Origin of the sequence: Amycolatopsis orientalis DSM 43388 (assembly GCF_000411975.1) — a bacterium.
Lineage (GTDB): Bacteria > Actinomycetota > Actinomycetes > Mycobacteriales > Pseudonocardiaceae > Amycolatopsis > Amycolatopsis orientalis_D.
The window spans coordinates 117,469-134,427 of the sequence record NZ_ASXG01000172.1 but is presented as its reverse complement, the minus strand read 5'-3'; the positions used below and the strand labels follow the sequence as shown (position 1 = coordinate 134,427).

Genomic DNA, 16,959 nt, shown 5'->3' with positions numbered 1-16,959 from the left:
AACATACCCCCAGCTCAGCGCCGTGCGCTAAACGAGCAAAACGTGGAGAACGCGCAGAGCGCACGCAGAACGTCGACAAGCTTCTCCGCCGGGAAACCCGCTCTTAACCTGCGTCGAGCTAGTCCCCACCGTGACGAAGGAGTCACCTCGATGGCCCCACTCATCGAACTGATCGGCGCCACCAAAAGGTTCCCGAGCGGATCAGGTTCTGTCCACACCGCTGTCCGCGAGCTGACCATGACCGTCGAACCGGGGGAGTTCGTCGCCGTGGTCGGGCCGACCGGGTGCGGCAAATCCACCACGTTGTCCCTGGTCTCCGGGTTGCAGCCGCCGTCTGCGGGCCGGGTCGTCGTGCACGGCTCCGACGTGAAGTCGATTCCGGACGGCGTCGGCTACATGTTCCAGACCGACGCGGTGATGCCGTGGCGTTCGGTGCTGGACAACGTCGCGTCCGGGCCGCGGTTCCGCGGTGCGTCCAAAGAGGACGCGCGCAAGAAGGCGACCGACTGGATCGCCCGCGTCGGGCTGGCCGGGTTCGAGAAGTACTACCCGCACCAGCTTTCCGGCGGCATGCGCAAGCGCGTCGCGTTGGCGCAGACGCTGGTCACCGAGCCGAAAATCCTGCTGATGGACGAGCCGTTCTCCGCGCTCGACGTCCAGACTCGCGCGCTGATGCAGGACGAATTGCTCCGGCTGTGGTCCGGCACCGGCGCCGCGGTCATCTTCGTGACGCACGACCTCGACGAGGCGATCGCGCTGGCGGACAAGGTGGTCGTGCTGACCACGAGCCCGGCGACGGTCAAGGACGTGTTCGAGATTCCGCTCGAGCGGCCGCGCAAGGTGGAAGACCTGAGGCTGACCGAGGAATTCCGCAAGCTCTACTCCGACATCTGGGAATCGCTGCGCGGCGAGGTCGACAAGGCCCGCCAGAAGGGAGCGACCGGTGTCGCTTGAGACTCAGACCGCGCCGACGCCGGTCTTCGAAACCGAACAAGACATTCTCTCCCGCGCGAAGCGCTCCGCCGGACGGCACAAGCGCAACGTCTGGCTGCTGCGGCTGGCGATTCTCGTGGCCTGGCTGGGATTGTGGGAACTGGCCGGCCGGTTCTGGATCGACCCGTTCTTCTACTCGATGCCGTCGAAGATCTGGCAGCGGCTCACCGAATGGTTCACCACCGGCACCGACTTCGGGACCATTTGGTACCAGATCCTGGTGACCGTCGAAGAGGCCGTGCTCGGCTTCGTGCTCGGCGCGGTCGCCGGTGTGATCTGCGGGGTCATCCTCGGCCGCAGCGCGTATCTCGCCGAGGTGCTGGCTCCGTTCATCAAGGCGGCCAACGCGATGCCGCGTATCGTGCTCGCCGCGCTCTTCGTGATCTGGTTCGGCCTCGGACTGTCCTCAAAGGTCGCGACGGTCTTCGTGCTCGTGTTCTTCGCGGTGTTCTTCAACGCGTTCACCGGTGCTCGCGAAGTGGATCGCAATCTGATCGACAACGCTCGCATTCTCGGTGCGACGCGATGGCAGGTGCTGCAGTCGATCGTGCTGCCCAGCGCTACGTCGTGGATTCTTTCGTCGCTGCACGTCGCGTTCGGTTTCGCGTTGATCGGCGCGGTCGTCGGCGAGTACACCGGGGCCAAGGCGGGCATGGGCTTCTTGATCGCCAACGCGCAGGGCACGTTCGACACCGCCGGCGTCTACGCCGGGATGCTGGTCATCATGGTCGTCGCGCTGTTCGCGGAATGGCTGATCGGTTCGGCCGAGCGCAAACTTCTGCGCTGGCGTCCGCAGATGTCGACCGACGACGGACGACGGGACATCTGACATGCGGCTGAAAAGGACACTCGCGGTCGCGGCGGCCGCGCTGGTGACCGTTGCCGGGGTGACCGCCTGCCGGGATTCCCGGGAGATCGACCTCGGCAACGGCGGGCGGCCGCACCTCAAGATCATGGTCGGCGGACTGTCCAAAGTGATCTATCTTCCCGGACAGCTCGCGAAGCAGCTGGGCGAGTACCAGAAACAGGGGCTGGACGTCGAGCTGTTCGACCAGCCGTCCGGGGCCAACGCGGAAACCTCGCTGCTGGCCGGGGAGGTGCAGGGCGTGGTCGGGTTCTACGACCACACGATCGACCTGCAGGCCAAGGACCAGTGCATCACGAGCGTGGTGCAGTTCGCGAATGTGCCCGGGGAAGCGGAAATGGTCGCGACGTCGAAGGCCGCGCACATTAAATCCGGCGCGGACTTTCGTGGAAAGAACCTCGGCGTCACGTCGCTGGGTTCGTCGACCGACTTCCTCACCAAGGCGCTCGCCAGCCGCGGCGGCGTCGGCAGCAAGGATTACACGCCGGTGAAGGTCGGGGCCGGGCAGACGTTCATCTCGGCGCTGCAACAAGGTTCGATCGACGCGGGCATGACGACCGACCCGACCATCGCGCAGCTGACCAACACCGGACAGGCCAAGGTCCTGTACGACATGCGCACGCCGGAAGGCACGCGTGCGGCGTTGGGCGGGCTGTACCCGGCGAGCTCGCTGTACATGAGCTGCGAAATCGTGAAACGTTATCCGGACGTCGTGCAGAAACTCGCCAACGCGTATGTGGATTCGCTGCAGTGGCTTTCGATGCACACCGCGGAAGAGGTGGCCGACCTGATGCCGCCGTCGTTCGCGGGCGGGGACAAGGCGTTGTACATCAAGTCCCTCAAGGACAGTCTGCCGATGTTCACCAAGGACGGCCGGATGGACCCGTCCGGCGCGCAGAACGTGCTGAAGGTGCTGGGCGCGTCGTCCAGCAACGTGAAGCCGAAGAAGGACAAGATCGATTTGTCCAAGACGTACACCACCCAGTTCGTGGACGCCGCGCACGCCCGTACGGCGCGGTAGTCCGCTTCGGAAGGAGTCCGTGCCGGCCCGCTGCCTCCCCAGGCGGGCGGGCACGGACTTCCGTGTACACACAGGAGAATCAGGACATTTGGTGAAGTTTTCCCAAGATATGAATACCCTTCGAAAGTAGCTACCAACCTCGGCGGGCGAAATTCAACACTGGTTCGCGCAGGCACTCCCGTGACCAGATTGGATGCCCATGAGTTCTCGATCCTTCCCGCGTCCCCTCGGATTGCTGGCGGTCGGCGCGTTCGCGGCCGCGACCCTCGTCGCCGGCGCGGGAGCCGGGCCCGTCACCTTCGGCAAGCATTTCCACGGGAACCACTACTCCGGCGGAAACTGGGGCGGTTACGTCAGTTTCGGCAGTTTCACCACCGCGACCGCGGGTTGGACCGAACCGGCGGCGACCTGCAAGTCCAGCAACGACCTGTTCGCGCCGTGGGTGGGCATCGACGGCGACGGATCGTCCACTGTGGAGCAGACCGGCGTCGCGACCGATTGCTCCAGCGGCAGCCCGCAATACCAGGCGTGGTACGAAATGTACCCGGCCGCGCCGGTGTACTACTCGGCGAGCGAGGCGCCGGTGAAGGCGGGCGACCACATCACCGCGACCGTCACGCGCAGCAACAACAGCTACAAACTCGACCTGAAGAACGACACCCAGGGCTGGACGAAGACGACCACGCAGTCGTTGAGCGCGAAGCACTCGTCGGCGGAAGCGATCATCGAATCGCCGTCCGATTCCTATCCGGCGATCAACGGCGGCGTGAAGTTCGACGGGGTGAAGTTCGACGGCAAGAACCTCGCGGACACCAGCCCGCAGGGGCTCAACGCGGACGACGGCGGCAGCGCGACGTGGGTCCCCGGCGCGATCGGCTCCGACGGCCAGAGCTTCACCATGAACCGGCAGTAGCGGGACGGGAGGGGAATCCCGGGCGAATCGGGGTTCCCCTCACGGACGCTCGAAGTCATAGGCGCGTTCGACCCGGGAGACCTGCACGTCGAACGAGCGGTACCACTCGGCGCGGCCCCGCTCGCGGGTTTCGGCGTGCTCCAGGTTGGTCCGCCATCCGGCGATGGATTCCTCGTCCTGCCAATACGACACGGTGATGCCGAGCCCGGTTTCGTCGCGGACCGAGTTCATGCCGAGGTAGCCGGGCTGTTTCGCGGCGAGTTCGGCCAGATAGGCGGCGCGCTCGGCGTAGCCGCGGTCGCCGTCGGTGCGGCGGGACGTGAAGATCACCGCGTAGTACGGCGGCTCGGGAAGCTCCATGGCCGGAGATATACCGGGCGGACGCGGGCGACGCCAGCGCGTTTCAGCCTTGGAGGCCGTTGACCGCCCAGGCGAACACCATCAGCGCGAGCAGCAGCGAGATCCCGGCCTGGACCATCATGGTCATCTTCGCCCAGATCCGCAGCGGCATGACGTCGGTCGGGCTGAACGCGGTGGCGTTGGTGAACGACGTGTAGAGGTAGTCCAGGTACCGCGGTTCCCATTCGGCCTTGGCCATCGACGGGTCGGTCATCTGCGGGAACTGCAGGTCGGGGAAGTCCGCCCGGCCGGCCGCGCGCCGGGCCGGGCCGCCGCGGTCGAACTCCCAGTACCACAGCGAGAAGACGACGATGTTGGTCCAGTAGACGACCACGCCGCTGACCAGCACCTGTACCGCGTGCCCGCGTTGCGCGCCTCGGGCGATCTCGATCACCAGCTGCACCGCGGACGCGCCGTTGAGCACACTGACGACGGCGAGCGCGGTCAGCGCGACCATGCGCTCGACGATATTGAACTCGGTGAGCCGGCCCGGGTTCAGCAACAGCAGCGCGATGATCAGCACGGCGGTCAACGACGGCAGCAGCCACCACGGGTGCAGCACCATCTCGTCCGGCAAGGCGAGTTGCAGGGCGAGGGTTCCGATGACGACGGCCGCCGCGGGCCACCGGGTCTCGCCTTTGGTCGCCCGCCGCCAGGCAGGCACTGGTTCGTCAGCCACCCGCATACGGTAGGACGAGGTGCTCGTTATCGCGCGGATTCAAGGGACGGGAGTTTCCTCGCGACGTCCGTGCGGCTTCGCGCTCCTAGCTTGCGAAGCACCTTCGCCACGTGTTGCTCCACTGTGCGGGGCGACAGGAACAGGCCGTCGGCAATCTGACGGTTTGTCCGACCCTCCGCGAGCATTTCCGCGACTTCACGCTCTCGCGGAGACAGCTCGCGACCGTAGCCGCGACGGCCGCGCTGTGATGGTGCCCAGGCACCGTGTTCGCGAAGCACGTGATGGCAGCGGCCAGCGTCGCGCGTGGCACCTAGCTGGGTGTACGCGGCGGCGGCCTGTCTGAGTGCAGCTGTCGCGTCGACTTGACCTGCATCGAGACGACAGCGTGCCGCGCGTTCTCGCATACCCGCAGCTAGGTACGGCATTGGCAATGCTGCGTACGCGTCGGCAGCGGTGTCGAAGAGCGCTGCGGCGGCTAGGTGCTTCGCGCGAGCGTTCATCAGGACTGCGCGGCCAGCGTGCAGGGCCGCGGCAGCGAGCGGCGCGTCGCGGTCTTCGATGCCGCGCGCGAACTCTTCGACGAAAGCGTCGGCGTCATGCCAACGGTCTGCGCGCGTGTACGCCTCCGCAGCGGCTGGGACGAGCGACGCTGCCCAAACCCACACGCCTTTACGACGCGCGGCGTCGACAGCTACATCAGCGGCTTCGCCGGCTGCGGCGACGTCATCGGTCGACAGGTGCACGCCGATCAATACTGAAGCCGCGCACAACACAACGGGGATAGGGCCTTCGCCTGGACGGTGTGCCGAGGCGTTGGCCAAGTGTCTTCGTGCGGCGGCGAACTCACCGCGCACCGCGGCCAGCCCGCCGAGCACCAACGACGTCTCCATGACGATCGCGCCCAGCGCCGGATGCCGGGTACGGACGTCTTCGGTCGCTTCGGTCAGGCCGTCCCATTCGCCACGGAACCACGCGAGCCGCACTTGGGTGCCTTCGATCAGACCTTTCGGATACAGCGCGCCAGCTTCGGAAGCCCGGCGCAGCCCCTCGTCGACCAGCTTTCCGGCCCGGCCGAGGTGACCGGACCACGACTGCGCGTCGGCGAGATTGCACCACAGCCGGGCCAGCTGGACGCGTTCGGCGACGGTCGGCGCGGTGTCCGGCATCGCCTGGAATTCCGCCCACGCCGAACCGTCGCCGAGGTGCGCGGCGGTCGCGATCCGGTCGCCGGTGAGCGCGAGCCGCAGCTCGGGGTCGGTCAGGCCGGCGTGCACTTCCCGGGCGCGGCGCATCCACTGCTCGTGCCAGGACAGCGGAATGAGGCCGTCGAACGGCAGCGCGAGCAGATTGATCCCGCGCGCGGCCAGTTCCGGCCCATCCGACAGCTCGGCGACGGCGCGTTCCACCGCCGCGCGCCCTTGCTCCAGCCGACCGGCGACGCGGACCAGCAGCATGCCCAGCGCGAGCCGGATCGTCCCGTGCACGGCGGGCGGCAGCGGCCGGTCTTCGAGCACCTTCTCCAGCGTCAAATGGACATCCGGACGGAAGACGCGCAGCGAGACATCACTGAGTTTCTTCGCCAACCGGCCGACCGCGTCTTCGTCGGCCTTCGCGACGATCGCCTGCAGCAAGTCGATCGCCCGCGCGGTGTCGCCGTGTGCGATCGCCTCGTCGGCCGCTTCTTCCGCATAGCGCCGCCATTCCTCGACGCGTCCGGCGGCGTGCGCGTGCGCGGCGAGCAAGGACCGGGGTTGCCCCGGAAGATGCATTGCCTTGGTGTGCAACAGTTTCCGCTCGGACGCGCTGAGACAAGCGTACACGGCTTTGCGCGCGAACGGATGCCGGAAGCCGTAGCGATTGTCGTCGGCTTCGCCCAGCAGCCCGTCCGGTACGACGATCTCGTCTTCGGCCAACCCGGCCAGCTCCGTCAGCACCGACAGCTCAGCGGGCAGGTCGAGCACGGCGGCGGCTTTGGCGAGCCGCACCGCGGCCGTCGGCAGCGCGGACAGCTGCCTGGATACAGATTCTTGAAGCGCGGCAGGAACTTTCAGCCGATCCAGTGCCGACTCGGTCAGTTCTACGCCCCGCAACGCGCGCAGAGTTTCCTCCGCGACAAAAGGAATCCCGGCGGTGTACTCGTGCAGCTTGGCGGCGAACTCGGCGTTGATCCGGGGCAGCCCGAGGAGGTCGCAAGCCATCGTGGTGACCGCTGCGCAATCCAGCGGACCGAGCATCACTTGCGCGCTGTGGACCTCGGGAGCCGTGCGAACCCGGGCGTCTCCGGGGCGGCAGGTGGCGACCACGCCCAGGTCCGGGGGCCAATCGACGGCGAGAAACCGCAGCAGGTCACCGGTTCCCGGATCGGCGCGATGCAGATCGTCGATGAGCAGCACGGTCGGACCGCACGCGATCAGCAGTTCCCGGAACGCGCGGAACACCCGATGCCGCCCGGCGCTGGCGTCCGGCAGCGGTTCCGGCGCGGGTGGCAGCACGTCGGCCAGCTCCGGCAGAAGTGGTTGCAGCGCACCGGCGACCGGGCTCAACGGGCCGAGCCGGTCCCCGGCCGAGCGCAACGCTTCCAGGATCGGACCGTAGGGAAAGGGCTCGGCGAGCCGCGGGCAGGCCCCGCGCAGCACGCGGACCTGGGACAACTCCGGACGCGCGGCGAGTTCGGAGAGCAGCCGGGTTTTGCCCATTCCGGGAGCGCCCTCGACCAGCACCGCGGCGGGCCGGTGGGCCAGGACTTCCGCGACCGCGGCGAGTTCGCGGTCGCGCCCGGCGAACGCCGCCGGACGCGGACGCACGGATACCAACGTCGGAACGGCCGGCCACATCACGACCTCCCCAGCGAGCATCTTGTCCGTTTCGCCCGGAGCTTAAGCAGTGCGCGGGGCGGCGTAAACCGGCTCTCGGCCGGGTCATGGGCACGCTCCTCACACGTCTGCCTCCGTACGGTCACCAAATGGCAGAAGAAACCCGGCTTGCGGTCACAAAGAGTGCGAAACCTCGGGGTGTTCGCCGGTTCAGCGGAACAACCCACGGAGGCCCGCTCCGGCGGCCAACGCTCGGTAGTCGCGCAACTCCCTACTTAAGGATTGCTCCGCTACCTATTCTCGCGGCCCCTTATTGCAGTGGATTGGACCACCGCCGCACCCTTCGAGGCCGGGGGGACCGAACGCGAGGGAGAAGCATGAAAGCCATCAGATTCCTCGGTGCCGCGACCGCCGCCGCGGCGGTGACGGCGATCTTCGCCGGCGTCCCGGCCGCGAGCGCCGCCCCGCTCAACCCCGACATGGTCCCGGCGATGCAACGCGACCTCGGCCTCACCCACAGCCAGGCGCTCGTCCGGCTCGCGCACGAGGAGGCGGCGAACAAGGTCGGCGCGGCACTGGAGAAGTCTCTCGGCGACCGCTTCAGCGGCACGAGCTTCAACGCGGCCACCGGCAAGGCCGTCGTCTCGGTGACCGACGCGGCGCTCGTCGACCAGGTACGCGCGGCCGGTGCCGAGGCGCGGGTCGTCCGGTTCAGCGCCCGGCAGCTCGACTCGACCGTGCAGGCGCTCAACACCCACGAGAAGGCCGCGCCGAAGTCGATCACCGGGTGGGGCATCGACACCGCGAGCAACCAGGTCACCCTGACTGTCCTCACTGGACAGCGGGACGCGGCGGAGCAGTTCGTCCGGCAGTCCGGTGTGGACAGTTCAGCGGTGACCGTGACGGAAACCTCGGCCGTGCCCAAGGCGCACTACAACGTGCTCGGCGGGGACGCGTACTACATCGGCAGCTCGTCCCGCTGCTCCGTCGGATTCTCGGTGAACGGCGGCTTCCTGACCGCCGGCCACTGCGCGGCGCTCACCGGCGGCGGCGCGCTGTCCGGGTACAACCGGGTCGCGATGGGCCAGTTCACCACCTACCGGTTCCCCGGCGCGGACTACGCGGCCGCGCGGGTCAACAGCAACTGGACCCCGGTCGGCCAGATCAACAACGGCACCCGCGTCGCCGGTTCCACCGAGGCCGCGGTCGGTGCTTCGGTGTGCAAGTCCGGCTCCACCACCGGCTGGACCTGCGGCACGATCCGTGCCAAGAACCAGACTGTGCGCTACCAGGAGGGCACCGTGACCGGCATGGTGCTCACCAACGCCCGGTCCGACCACGGCGACTCGGGCGGTTCGTTCATCAGCGGAAACCAGGCGCAGGGCATGGTTTCCGGCGGCGACACCGTCAACAGCTACTACTACCCGGTGAACGTCGCGCTGTCGGCGACGGGCACCACGCTCGTCCGCGGCTGAGTTGCCCTGGGAGTGCCGGTGCGGGCACTCCCTTTCGCGTGGGTGTCCAAACGCGACAAGGGCGGCTCGAGTGCCTCCAGCGCACTCGAACCGCCCTTGTCCGCATTGCCGCGGGATCGGCAGGTCTTTTCACACGTTGCTGATCTCCTCGATCAGCCCGTCGATGTCGAAGTGCTCGCTCTCGGTTCCGAGCGGCACCAGTTCGTAGGAAGATTCGAGGAACGCCTCCAGGTCGGCGCGCTCCAGCTCGAACGACGCGTAGCCGTCGGGCGATTCGATCTCCAGCGTCAGCAACGCCTCGTCCTCCGACAGATCCGGGCGGATGCGCACGTCGCCGATCCCGGCCGGCTCGTCCATCCCGTCCACGAGCAGGTCGCGGGCGAACGTCCACTCGATCCACCGGCCGCGTTCGGTCCGGAACGCCACGGTGACCGCGTACGGCTCCGACACGTGGAAGGAGAGGCGGGACAGCACCGGCGTAGTGCTCTCGTTCAGCAGTACGAACTGGGTCTGGTGTACGGCGTCGGTGGTGTGCACGGCTGCTCCTGGTTTCCTCCGGTCGTTCGCGCCTCGCGAACTGGTCGGCAGGGAGATGATCGACTCGGGAGCACATGACGGCGTTCCGCCGACGTTCACGCGATCGGTTGCATCAGGCCGCGAACACGTAACGCCGGACACAGAACCCTTGCGTTTCCCGCCCGGCTAGGAAAGCGGCAGCGTGAGGCCCACTTTGACCCGGTCCATCGCCACGCTCGTGGTGAAGTGCCGGACGTTGGGGTTGTCGAAGAACATCCGCCGCGCGAAAGTCTCGAACGCCGCCATGTCCGGGCAGGTGACCACCAGGACGAAGTCCGCGGTGCCGGTGACGTAGTAGCACTGCTGCACGCAGTCGTCGGCCAGCACCTGGGCGCGGAAACCGTCGAGCACCGCCAGGTTCTCGCGCTCCATCTCGACCATGACGACGAACGTCATGTCCAGCCCGAGCGCGGCCGGGGACAGCACCGCGACCTCCTTCTCGATCACTCCGGCTTCGCGGAGCCGCTTGATCCGCCGTTGCACGGCCGCGGCGGACAGGCCGACTTTGGCCCCGATGACCTCGGCGATCGTGCGGGCGTCGGTCTGCAGGCAGGAGAGGATGGCGAGGTCGAGCTGGTCCAGGTCGGGAGTGCGCACGCTTCAGGCTAACCGGGCGGACCGACAAAAAGCCTCGGGTTTACCACGCGGCCTGACCGCCCGCCGTAATACCTCCTATTGAGCGAATGTGGAAGAGGTCTCTTAGTGACGTGGAACACAACTGACCGGTCTACCCAGGGGTAGGCCATACAAGGGAGGCAACCGGCGACGTCCGCCAACAAGCCGGTCTGGGAGGTCCCGCCATGAGTGCAGTCCGGTCGCGCCACCGCGCCGCCGTCGTCGCCGGAATCGGCGGCGCGCTGCCCGAGCACGTGGTGACGAATCACGAGATCGCGGCCCGCCTGGACACCACTGACGAGTGGATCCGCACCCGCACCGGGATCCGGGAGCGCCGCCGCGTCGCGCCCGGCCAGTCCACAGTGGACCTCGCCGAGGAGGCGGGACGCGCGGCGCTCGGCCCGGACGGGCTCGCGGACGCCGTCGTGCTCGCCACCTCCACCGCCGACCAGCTGTGCCCGGCCACCGCGCCGCAGGTAGCGGCCCGGCTCGGCCTCGGCACGGCGCTGGCGCTCGACGTCAACGCGGTGTGCAGCGGCTTCATCTACGCGCTGGCGACCGCCGCCGGGTTCATCGCCGGCGGCATGGCCGAGCGGGTGCTGGTGATCGGCGCGGACGTCTTCACCTCGCTGGTCGACCCGGACGACCGCACCACCGTGCCGATCTTCGGCGACGGCGGCGGCGCGGTCCTGCTGCGCGCGGGCGAGCCCGGCGAACGCGGCGCGCTCGGCCCGTTCGACCTGCACAGCGAGGGCGAACTGGCCAAACTGCTGTGGGTCGAGGCGGGCGGCGCGGCGCAGCGGGTGCCGGAGAACCCGAAGGACCGGTTCATGGTCATGCAGGGCACGGCCGTTTTCCGGCAGGCGTGCGCGCGGATGGCGGAATCCTCGCGCGCGGTGCTGGACGAGGCGGGCTGGATGGTCGGCGACGTCGACCGGTTCGTCGGGCACCAGGCGAACATCCGCATCCTGCAGGCGACCGCGAAACAGCTCGGCATGCCCGCGGACACGGTGGTGTCGAACATCGACCGGGTCGGCAACACCAGCGCGGCATCGATCCCGCTCGCCCTCGCGGACGCGGTCGCCGACGGCACGCTGACGCCGGGGCACCGGGTGCTGCTGACCGCGTTCGGGGCCGGGCTGACCTGGGGTTCCACGGTGCTGACCTGGCCCGAGCTGTCGTGAGGCGTTAGGTCGTCCAGGTCCGTGTTTCGCGGTGGCGGCCGCGCAGGTGGAGTTCGCCGTGCAGCCGCCAGTGTTCCCGTTCGCCGCCCAGCGCGGCCTTCACCGTCGTTTCGCTGGCGAGCACCCGCGACGGCACCGCTTTCGCGTGTTCGGTGAGCCGCGCGGCTTCGTTCACCGCGTCGCCGATCACCGTGTACTCCAGCCGGCTCGACGCGCCGAGCTGCCCCGCGAACACCTGCCCGGTCGCGACGCCGATCCCCAGGTCCAGCTCGCCTTCCGACAGCACCGCGTCACGGATCGCGCGGGCCGCGGCCAGCGCCATCGTCGGTCCGTCGGACAGCGGGGTCGGCGCGCCGAAAACGCACAGCGCGGCGTCGCCCTGGAACTTGTTGACCAGGCCGCCCCGAGCGTCCACCGCGGACACGACGCTCGCGAAGAACCGGTTCAGCTTCTCGACCAGCTCTTGCGGCGGAGTGCGCGACGCGAGGGCGGTCGAGTCCACGACGTCCACGAACAGCGCGGTGACCTCGCGGACGTCGCCGGAGAGCGAAGCGCCGTATTCGAGCGCGTGCCGGGCGACGTCGGCGCCGACGTGGCGGCCGAAGAGGTCGCGCATCCGGTCCTGTTCGCGCAGGCCGGCGGCGAGGTCGTTGACCGACGTCTGCAGCATCCCGATCTCGCTGGAATCGTCCACGTCGACGTGCACGTCCTTGCGTCCGCGCGCGATCGCGTCCAAGGCGATCCGCAGCCGGTGCAGCGGCGCGGCGACGGCGCGGGACAGGAGCGCGGTGCCGATCGCGCCGGTCGTCAGGCCGGTCACGGACAGCACGATCAGGCTCGCGGTCGGGTTTCCGTGGCGGCCGAGGTCGGGCGGCGTGGTGACCAGCAGCACGCCGATCAGCGGCACGCCGCTCGCCAGCACCCAGGTGACGACCAGCCGGGTCAGCACGGTCACCGGCAGCGAACCGCGCGGCGGCAGCACGTCGAGCGCCATCGTCATCACCGGCCGCGCGACCCATTCCGCGGCCAGATAGGTGAGGCCGACCGTGGTCAGCCCGCCGAGCCCGATGGTGAGCGCGATGCCCGCCGCGTCGCTGACCGAGCCGAGGGCGCCGGCCAGAGTGCCCAGCGTGAGCGCGCCGATCAGCCAGAGCGTGCCGCTCACCACCGCCATGTCGAACGGCAGCCGCAGCGCGCGTTTCGCCTCGTCCGCGGTCGGCGGGCGGCCGATCGTGAACCACACCACGGTGCGGCGCTGCAGGTAGGCGGTCCAGAGCGTGCCGACGACCAGGGCGAGCGCGACCACCCCGGCCGCGGTGACGCCGAGCACCCAGCCGCGGTCGTCGACGTCCGCCGGCAACCCCTGCAGGAGCAGCAACAACGCGACGACGCCCGCGCCGGCGACACTCGATCCGACGCCGAGCGCGGCGAAGCCCAGACTGGTGCGCAGAACCAGCCGGAACCTCCCCGCGATCATTCTGCGCACCAGCAGATCGTATGGGGTGGCGGGTCCGGGAGCGAAAAAAGCGGTCGCTGCCGGCGTGCGGCGATGGTTAGCGTGGCCGTATGCAACCGCTCGACCCCGCCGAGATCCGCGCCTCGTTCGTCAACTGTTCCCGCGGGGAAGCCAAGTCCGTCACGCTTCCCTCGGACATCCCGTGGGACAAGCGCGACTTCCTCGGCTGGCGCGACGCGAAGGCGCCTGGCCGGGCGTACCTCGTCGTGCCGCACGGCGACGAGGTGATCGGCCTGTCGCTGCGTGCCGCGCCGTCGCCGAAGTCGCGGCTGCGCAGCAACATCTGCGCGTTCTGCACCACGACGCATCCGCTCACCGACATCGCGCTGTTCACCGCCCGGCTGGCCGGAAAAGCCGGTCGCGACGGCAATACGGTCGGCACGTATCTCTGCTCCGACCTGGCGTGCAGCGCGTATCTGCGCGGCGAGCTCAAGCCTTCGGTGCCGCAGCCGAAGGAGACGCTCTCGGAGGAGGAACGCGTCGAGCGGATGAGCGAGAAGATCAGCCGGTTCGTGGCGCGGGTGCTGGAAACGCGGTAAACGCGGTGCGGGTGCTGGTGACCGGGATGTCCGGAGTGGGCAAGAGCAGCCTGCTCGCGGAACTTTCCCGGCGCGGCTACCGCACGGTCGACACCGATTACGGCGGCTACACCCGCGACGGACTCTGGCGCGAAGACCGGATCGCCGCGCTGCTCGCGACGCCGGGACCGCTGTTCGTGTCGGGCACCGTCTCGAACCAGGCGCGGTTCTATCCGCGGTTCACGCAGATCGTGTTGCTGAGCGCGCCGCGCGAGGTGCTGATCGAGAGGCTGGCGACGCGGACCGGCAATCCGTACGGGAAGCATCCGGACGAACTGGCCGAGACGTTGCGGTATCTGGACGAGGTGGAGCCGCTGCTGCGTTCGTCGGCGACCTTCGAGGTGGTGACCACCGTGCCGGTGGCCGAGGTCGCCGACGCGGTGCTGCGCCGGATCGGTTAGGGAATCAGAAATCCCATTCGCCGATCCGGCCCATTTTCCGGATCACCGGGAACAGCGCCGTGGCGCGCAAGGCCAGCCGGGACGGTGCCGGGATCTTCACCAGCGCCTCGTCGTCCGCCCAGTCGGTCGCGTCCAAACAGGACACGAGACGAAGGCCGTAGCGCTCCAGTTCGTGCGGATCGTCGATGCCCCAACGCAAAGTCGCGCCCGCGCGGCGCACCACCGGGTTGATCACCTGTGCCTTGACGCCGAGCGAGCTGAAGAAATCGGCCACGATCCGGCCGGACGGGAACTTGCCGACGAGCCTGCGGACCAGTTCGGTCCCGGACTCCGCGGTGAGGTACATCGTGAGCCCCTCGGCCACGATGAGCGCCTCGCGGTCGCCGGGAACCTGGTCGAGCCAGCCGAAATCGGTGACGGACGAGCCGATCGTCGAGTACCCGGGCCGCTCCGGGTAGACCCGGCTGCGGACGTCGACGACCTCGGGATAGTCCACGTCGAACCAGGCGACCGAAGCCGGCGGGTCGAGCCGCTGCACGCGGGTGTCCATTCCGCAGCCGAGGTGCACGACGACCGCGTCGGGGTGCTCGGCGAGCCATTTGGCGGCCATCTCGTCGATCGCGCGCGCCCGGATCGCGACGGAGACCGCGGAGTTCTCGTTCACGCCGAGCTTGCCGAAGTCGTAGTCGATCTTCTTGACCGCTTCGTCGGCGGCGGTGTCGCCGAGGATCGGATCCTTGCGGCGCGCGTCGAGGGCGCGGGCGTACAGCGTGCCCAGGTTGGTCGCCTTCTCCTCGGTGAAGTGCACTTTCTCCACGGTCGGCCCCCTTGAAGACAAAGTTTTCACAAACTTGTGAAGACTGTAGCGTTGATGGCCTGAGGCGGCATCATCCGTGGGCATGGCGAAACGCGTGCAGATCGCGATCGATTGTGCGGACCCGGAGCGGCTGGCGGACTTCTGGGCGACGGCGCTCGGGTACGCGGTCGAAGAGCCGCCCGCCGGGGCGTCGAGCTGGGCTGAGTTCTCGCGTTCGGTCGGGGACGGCGCGGAGGCGTGGTGCGCGGCAGCCGACCCGGCCGGGCTCGGCCCGCGGCTGTTGTTCCACCGCGTGCCGGAGCCGAAGCGCGGCAAGAACCGGCTGCACCTGGACGTGCGCGTCGGGGTGGCGGATCAGGCGGGGATCGAGGCCGAGACGGCGAGGTTGGTCGGGCGCGGTGCGGTGCACCTGCGCACGATCGAGGACGAGACCGGTTGTTTCGCCGTGCTGCAAGATCCGGAGGGGAACGAGTTTTGCGTGTGCTGATTCAGGAAGACGCGTAGTCGTGGGCGTAGGTTTTCGCGTCCAGCAAGTGTTTGAGCGTGATCTCGCGAGCGGCCGCCGCGTCTGACCGGCTGATGGCGTCGAGAATCGCGCGGTGCTCGGCCACGGCCTTCCGGATCTGCCCCGGCAACCGCAGCGCGGCCCGGCGCTCCTCGCCGACCAGGGCGAGCACCGAGCGGAGCAGGTCGGCGACGTCGTCATTGCCCGCGTTGCCGGCGATCACCCGATGGAACTCGGCGTCCGTCGCGATCACGCGCAACATGTCCCCCGCCGCCGCGGCCTCCTCCATCTCCGCGACGTTGTCCTCGAGCCGCTGCACGACGCGCGGCGTGTGCTGCTTCGCGAGCCGCTCGGCGAGGGTCGGCTCGACGGTCGCGCGCAGGTCGAACAGCTTTTCCACCAGCTGCTCGTGCTCGGAAAACCAGCTGCTCAGCGGGCTGTCGGCAGTGCCCTGCTCACGGACGTAAGTGCCCGAGCCGGCGCGGATCTGGACGTATCCGATCGAATCCAGGACGCGCAAGGCCTGCCGCAACGACCCGCGGCTGATGCCGAGCTGCTCGCACAGCGCGCGTTCCGCGGGCAGGCGCGAGCCCGGCGGAAGCTCGCCCGAGTCGATCATCGCGCGCAGATGGTCGACCGTGGCGCTCCAGACCTGCTCGGTTTCGTGGGCCACGCCGCCCATCCTGGCAGCTGGCGACGCGGGACGCCGGAAAATGTCGGTGGCGGGTGTCACGATCGTCGGTGGAAGGGGAGGGATGATGCCCGCGAAGTTCAAAGATCTGGCACTCGACGCTCTCGATCACCAGGCCCAAGCCGACTGGTGGTGCTCGACGCTCGGCTACGTCCGCCGCAGCCCGCCTGGCGAACAGCCGCCGGACTGGCCGGTCGCCATCGTCGACCCGGCCGGGGAAGGGCCGCTCATCTGGCTGAACCGGGTGCCGGAGCGCAAGACGGTGAAGAACCGGATGCACCTGGACGTGTGGGGCGACCCGGCCGACCTGACCGCCGCCGGAGCACGGATGGTCGTGGAGCGAGGAGGGGACCGGGAGTGGCACGTGATGGCGGATCCGGAGGGGAACGAGTTTTGCGTTTTTGAGCGGTGAGGAGCTGACCGGCGGGGTGGAAGGCAGGTGGAGGGGCGCTGGTGATCCGCCGGGTGCGCGCGTCCGGTGGGCGGCCGGTGAGCTCGCGGCCGTTGCCACGGCACGCTGAGCCAAGCCAAGGCAGTCGAGCCGAGCCAGCAGTGCCAAGCCAGCCGAGCTAAGCCAGCCGAGCTAAGTCAGCCGAGCTAAGCCAGCAGTGCCAGGCGAGCCGAGCCAAGCCAAGCCAGCCGCGCCGTCCCGCGTCGCGTCGCGTCGTGCCGTACTGCCTTCCGACGAGCCGCAGCTTCGCCGTGCCGTGTCGCGCTGTGCTGTGCCGTGCTGCGTTGCGCCGCGATTGCGCCGCGCCGCGCGGAGCCGCGTCGTGCCGCGCGGCCGGCCGTGCTGCGTCGTGCCGTGCTGTGTCGCGGGGAGCCGACTCGTGCCGCGGTGCCGTGCTGCGCTGTGTCGCGCGGAGCCGAGTCGCGTAGTGCCGCGCTGCCGTGCCGTGCTGCGTAGTGCCGTGTTGT

General features: G+C 68.8%; 18 protein-coding genes. 10 read left to right on the top strand and 8 right to left on the bottom strand.

Annotated elements, in window-relative coordinates:
- Positions 1 to 150: 150 nt before the first annotated feature.
- The 4 genes from L942_RS36525 to L942_RS36510 all read left to right on the top strand — a co-directional run bounded on the left by L942_RS36525 (position 151) and on the right by L942_RS36510 (position 3,792).
- Positions 151 to 954, top strand: coding sequence for an ABC transporter ATP-binding protein (locus L942_RS36525; RefSeq protein ID WP_037369017.1), 804 nt, complete (start codon positions 151 to 153; stop codon positions 952 to 954).
- On the top strand, positions 944 to 1,822 hold the full coding sequence (locus tag L942_RS36520) for an ABC transporter permease (RefSeq protein ID WP_037369016.1): 879 nt from the start codon (positions 944 to 946) through the stop codon (positions 1,820 to 1,822). Before L942_RS36525 ends, L942_RS36520 begins: the two co-directional genes overlap by 11 nt.
- A 1-nt stretch (position 1,823) precedes the next feature.
- A complete protein-coding gene (locus tag L942_RS36515) occupies positions 1,824 to 2,879 on the top strand; it encodes an ABC transporter substrate-binding protein (RefSeq protein WP_037369014.1) in 1,056 nt (351 codons plus the stop codon).
- A gap of 199 nt (positions 2,880 to 3,078) precedes the next feature.
- Positions 3,079 to 3,792, top strand: a complete 714-nt coding sequence (locus L942_RS36510) for a G1 family glutamic endopeptidase (RefSeq protein ID WP_037369013.1) — start codon at positions 3,079 to 3,081, stop codon at positions 3,790 to 3,792.
- 39 nt (positions 3,793 to 3,831) lie between these two features.
- On the opposite strand, the gene L942_RS36505 is transcribed toward L942_RS36510, so the two are convergent.
- The 3 genes from L942_RS36505 to L942_RS36495 are packed head-to-tail and all read right to left on the bottom strand — an operon-like array spanning position 3,832 to position 7,674.
- Positions 3,832 to 4,152 (bottom strand): antibiotic biosynthesis monooxygenase family protein, encoded by a 321-nt coding sequence (locus L942_RS36505; protein ID WP_037369012.1) that lies wholly within the window; start codon positions 4,150 to 4,152, stop codon positions 3,832 to 3,834.
- A gap of 43 nt (positions 4,153 to 4,195) precedes the next feature.
- Positions 4,196 to 4,870: a DUF1345 domain-containing protein gene (locus L942_RS36500; RefSeq protein ID WP_106965175.1), complete on the bottom strand. Its 675-nt coding sequence runs from the start codon at positions 4,868 to 4,870 to the stop codon at positions 4,196 to 4,198.
- Positions 4,871 to 4,896: 26 nt separating this feature from the next.
- Positions 4,897 to 7,674, bottom strand: coding sequence for an ATP-binding protein (locus L942_RS36495; RefSeq protein WP_326929384.1), 2,778 nt, complete (start codon positions 7,672 to 7,674; stop codon positions 4,897 to 4,899).
- A 386-nt stretch (positions 7,675 to 8,060) separates the two neighbouring features.
- Here L942_RS36495 and L942_RS36490 point away from each other — a divergent pair, with 386 nt between their 5' ends.
- A complete protein-coding gene (locus tag L942_RS36490) occupies positions 8,061 to 9,158 on the top strand; it encodes a S1 family peptidase (protein ID WP_037369009.1) in 1,098 nt (365 codons plus the stop codon).
- 129 nt (positions 9,159 to 9,287) lie between these two features.
- Here L942_RS36490 and L942_RS36485 read toward each other — a convergent pair whose 3' ends face one another.
- Entirely contained in the window at positions 9,288 to 9,695 is a 408-nt protein-coding gene (locus L942_RS36485) for an SsgA family sporulation/cell division regulator (RefSeq protein ID WP_037369007.1), read from the bottom strand.
- A gap of 165 nt (positions 9,696 to 9,860) precedes the next feature.
- Entirely contained in the window at positions 9,861 to 10,331 is a 471-nt protein-coding gene (locus L942_RS36480) for an Lrp/AsnC family transcriptional regulator (protein ID WP_037369006.1), read from the bottom strand.
- 203 nt (positions 10,332 to 10,534) lie between these two features.
- Between L942_RS36480 and L942_RS36475 the strand changes: the two genes are divergently transcribed.
- On the top strand, positions 10,535 to 11,533 hold the full coding sequence (locus tag L942_RS36475; RefSeq protein ID WP_037369004.1) for a beta-ketoacyl-ACP synthase III: 999 nt from the start codon (positions 10,535 to 10,537) through the stop codon (positions 11,531 to 11,533).
- 4 nt (positions 11,534 to 11,537) lie between these two features.
- On the opposite strand, the gene L942_RS36470 is transcribed toward L942_RS36475, so the two are convergent.
- Positions 11,538 to 13,010: an adenylate/guanylate cyclase domain-containing protein gene (locus L942_RS36470; protein WP_200863043.1), complete on the bottom strand. Its 1,473-nt coding sequence runs from the start codon at positions 13,008 to 13,010 to the stop codon at positions 11,538 to 11,540.
- A gap of 89 nt (positions 13,011 to 13,099) precedes the next feature.
- Here L942_RS36470 and L942_RS36465 point away from each other — a divergent pair, with 89 nt between their 5' ends.
- A complete protein-coding gene (locus L942_RS36465; protein ID WP_037369001.1) occupies positions 13,100 to 13,588 on the top strand; it encodes an FBP domain-containing protein in 489 nt (162 codons plus the stop codon).
- 5 nt (positions 13,589 to 13,593) lie between these two features.
- Entirely contained in the window at positions 13,594 to 14,028 is a 435-nt protein-coding gene (locus L942_RS36460) for an AAA family ATPase (RefSeq protein ID WP_106965168.1), read from the top strand.
- 4 nt (positions 14,029 to 14,032) lie between these two features.
- Here the strand turns inward: L942_RS36460 and L942_RS36455 are convergent, their stop codons facing one another.
- The gene (locus tag L942_RS36455) at positions 14,033 to 14,845 is read right to left on the bottom strand and encodes a class I SAM-dependent methyltransferase (RefSeq protein WP_037368999.1); all 813 of its coding nucleotides are present in this window, start codon (positions 14,843 to 14,845) and stop codon (positions 14,033 to 14,035) included.
- 82 nt (positions 14,846 to 14,927) lie between these two features.
- On the opposite strand from L942_RS36455, the gene L942_RS36450 reads away from it, so the two are divergent.
- Positions 14,928 to 15,332, top strand: a complete 405-nt coding sequence (locus L942_RS36450) for a VOC family protein (protein WP_037368997.1) — start codon at positions 14,928 to 14,930, stop codon at positions 15,330 to 15,332.
- Between the two features lies 1 nt (position 15,333).
- Here the strand turns inward: L942_RS36450 and L942_RS36445 are convergent, their stop codons facing one another.
- Positions 15,334 to 16,032, bottom strand: coding sequence for a FadR/GntR family transcriptional regulator (locus L942_RS36445; RefSeq protein ID WP_037368995.1), 699 nt, complete (start codon positions 16,030 to 16,032; stop codon positions 15,334 to 15,336).
- A gap of 76 nt (positions 16,033 to 16,108) precedes the next feature.
- On the opposite strand from L942_RS36445, the gene L942_RS36440 reads away from it, so the two are divergent.
- Complete coding sequence (locus tag L942_RS36440; RefSeq protein ID WP_037369103.1) at positions 16,109 to 16,453, top strand: VOC family protein; 345 nt, start codon at positions 16,109 to 16,111, stop codon at positions 16,451 to 16,453.
- Positions 16,454 to 16,959 lie beyond the last annotated feature (506 nt).

Coding starts and splice junctions, on each gene's coding strand:
- L942_RS36525 (WP_037369017.1), top strand. CDS start 151: ATGGCCCCACTCATCGAACTGATCGGCGCCACCAAAAGGTTCCCGAGC.
- L942_RS36515 (WP_037369014.1), top strand. CDS start 1,824: ATGCGGCTGAAAAGGACACTCGCGGTCGCGGCGGCCGCGCTGGTGACC.
- L942_RS36510 (WP_037369013.1), top strand. CDS start 3,079: ATGAGTTCTCGATCCTTCCCGCGTCCCCTCGGATTGCTGGCGGTCGGC.
- L942_RS36505 (WP_037369012.1), bottom strand. CDS start 4,152: ATGGAGCTTCCCGAGCCGCCGTACTACGCGGTGATCTTCACGTCCCGC.
- L942_RS36490 (WP_037369009.1), top strand. CDS start 8,061: ATGAAAGCCATCAGATTCCTCGGTGCCGCGACCGCCGCCGCGGCGGTG.
- L942_RS36475 (WP_037369004.1), top strand. CDS start 10,535: ATGAGTGCAGTCCGGTCGCGCCACCGCGCCGCCGTCGTCGCCGGAATC.
- L942_RS36470 (WP_200863043.1), bottom strand. CDS start 13,010: ATGATCGCGGGGAGGTTCCGGCTGGTTCTGCGCACCAGTCTGGGCTTC.
- L942_RS36465 (WP_037369001.1), top strand. CDS start 13,100: ATGCAACCGCTCGACCCCGCCGAGATCCGCGCCTCGTTCGTCAACTGT.
- L942_RS36450 (WP_037368997.1), top strand. CDS start 14,928: ATGGCGAAACGCGTGCAGATCGCGATCGATTGTGCGGACCCGGAGCGG.
- L942_RS36445 (WP_037368995.1), bottom strand. CDS start 16,032: ATGGGCGGCGTGGCCCACGAAACCGAGCAGGTCTGGAGCGCCACGGTC.
- L942_RS36440 (WP_037369103.1), top strand. CDS start 16,109: ATGCCCGCGAAGTTCAAAGATCTGGCACTCGACGCTCTCGATCACCAG.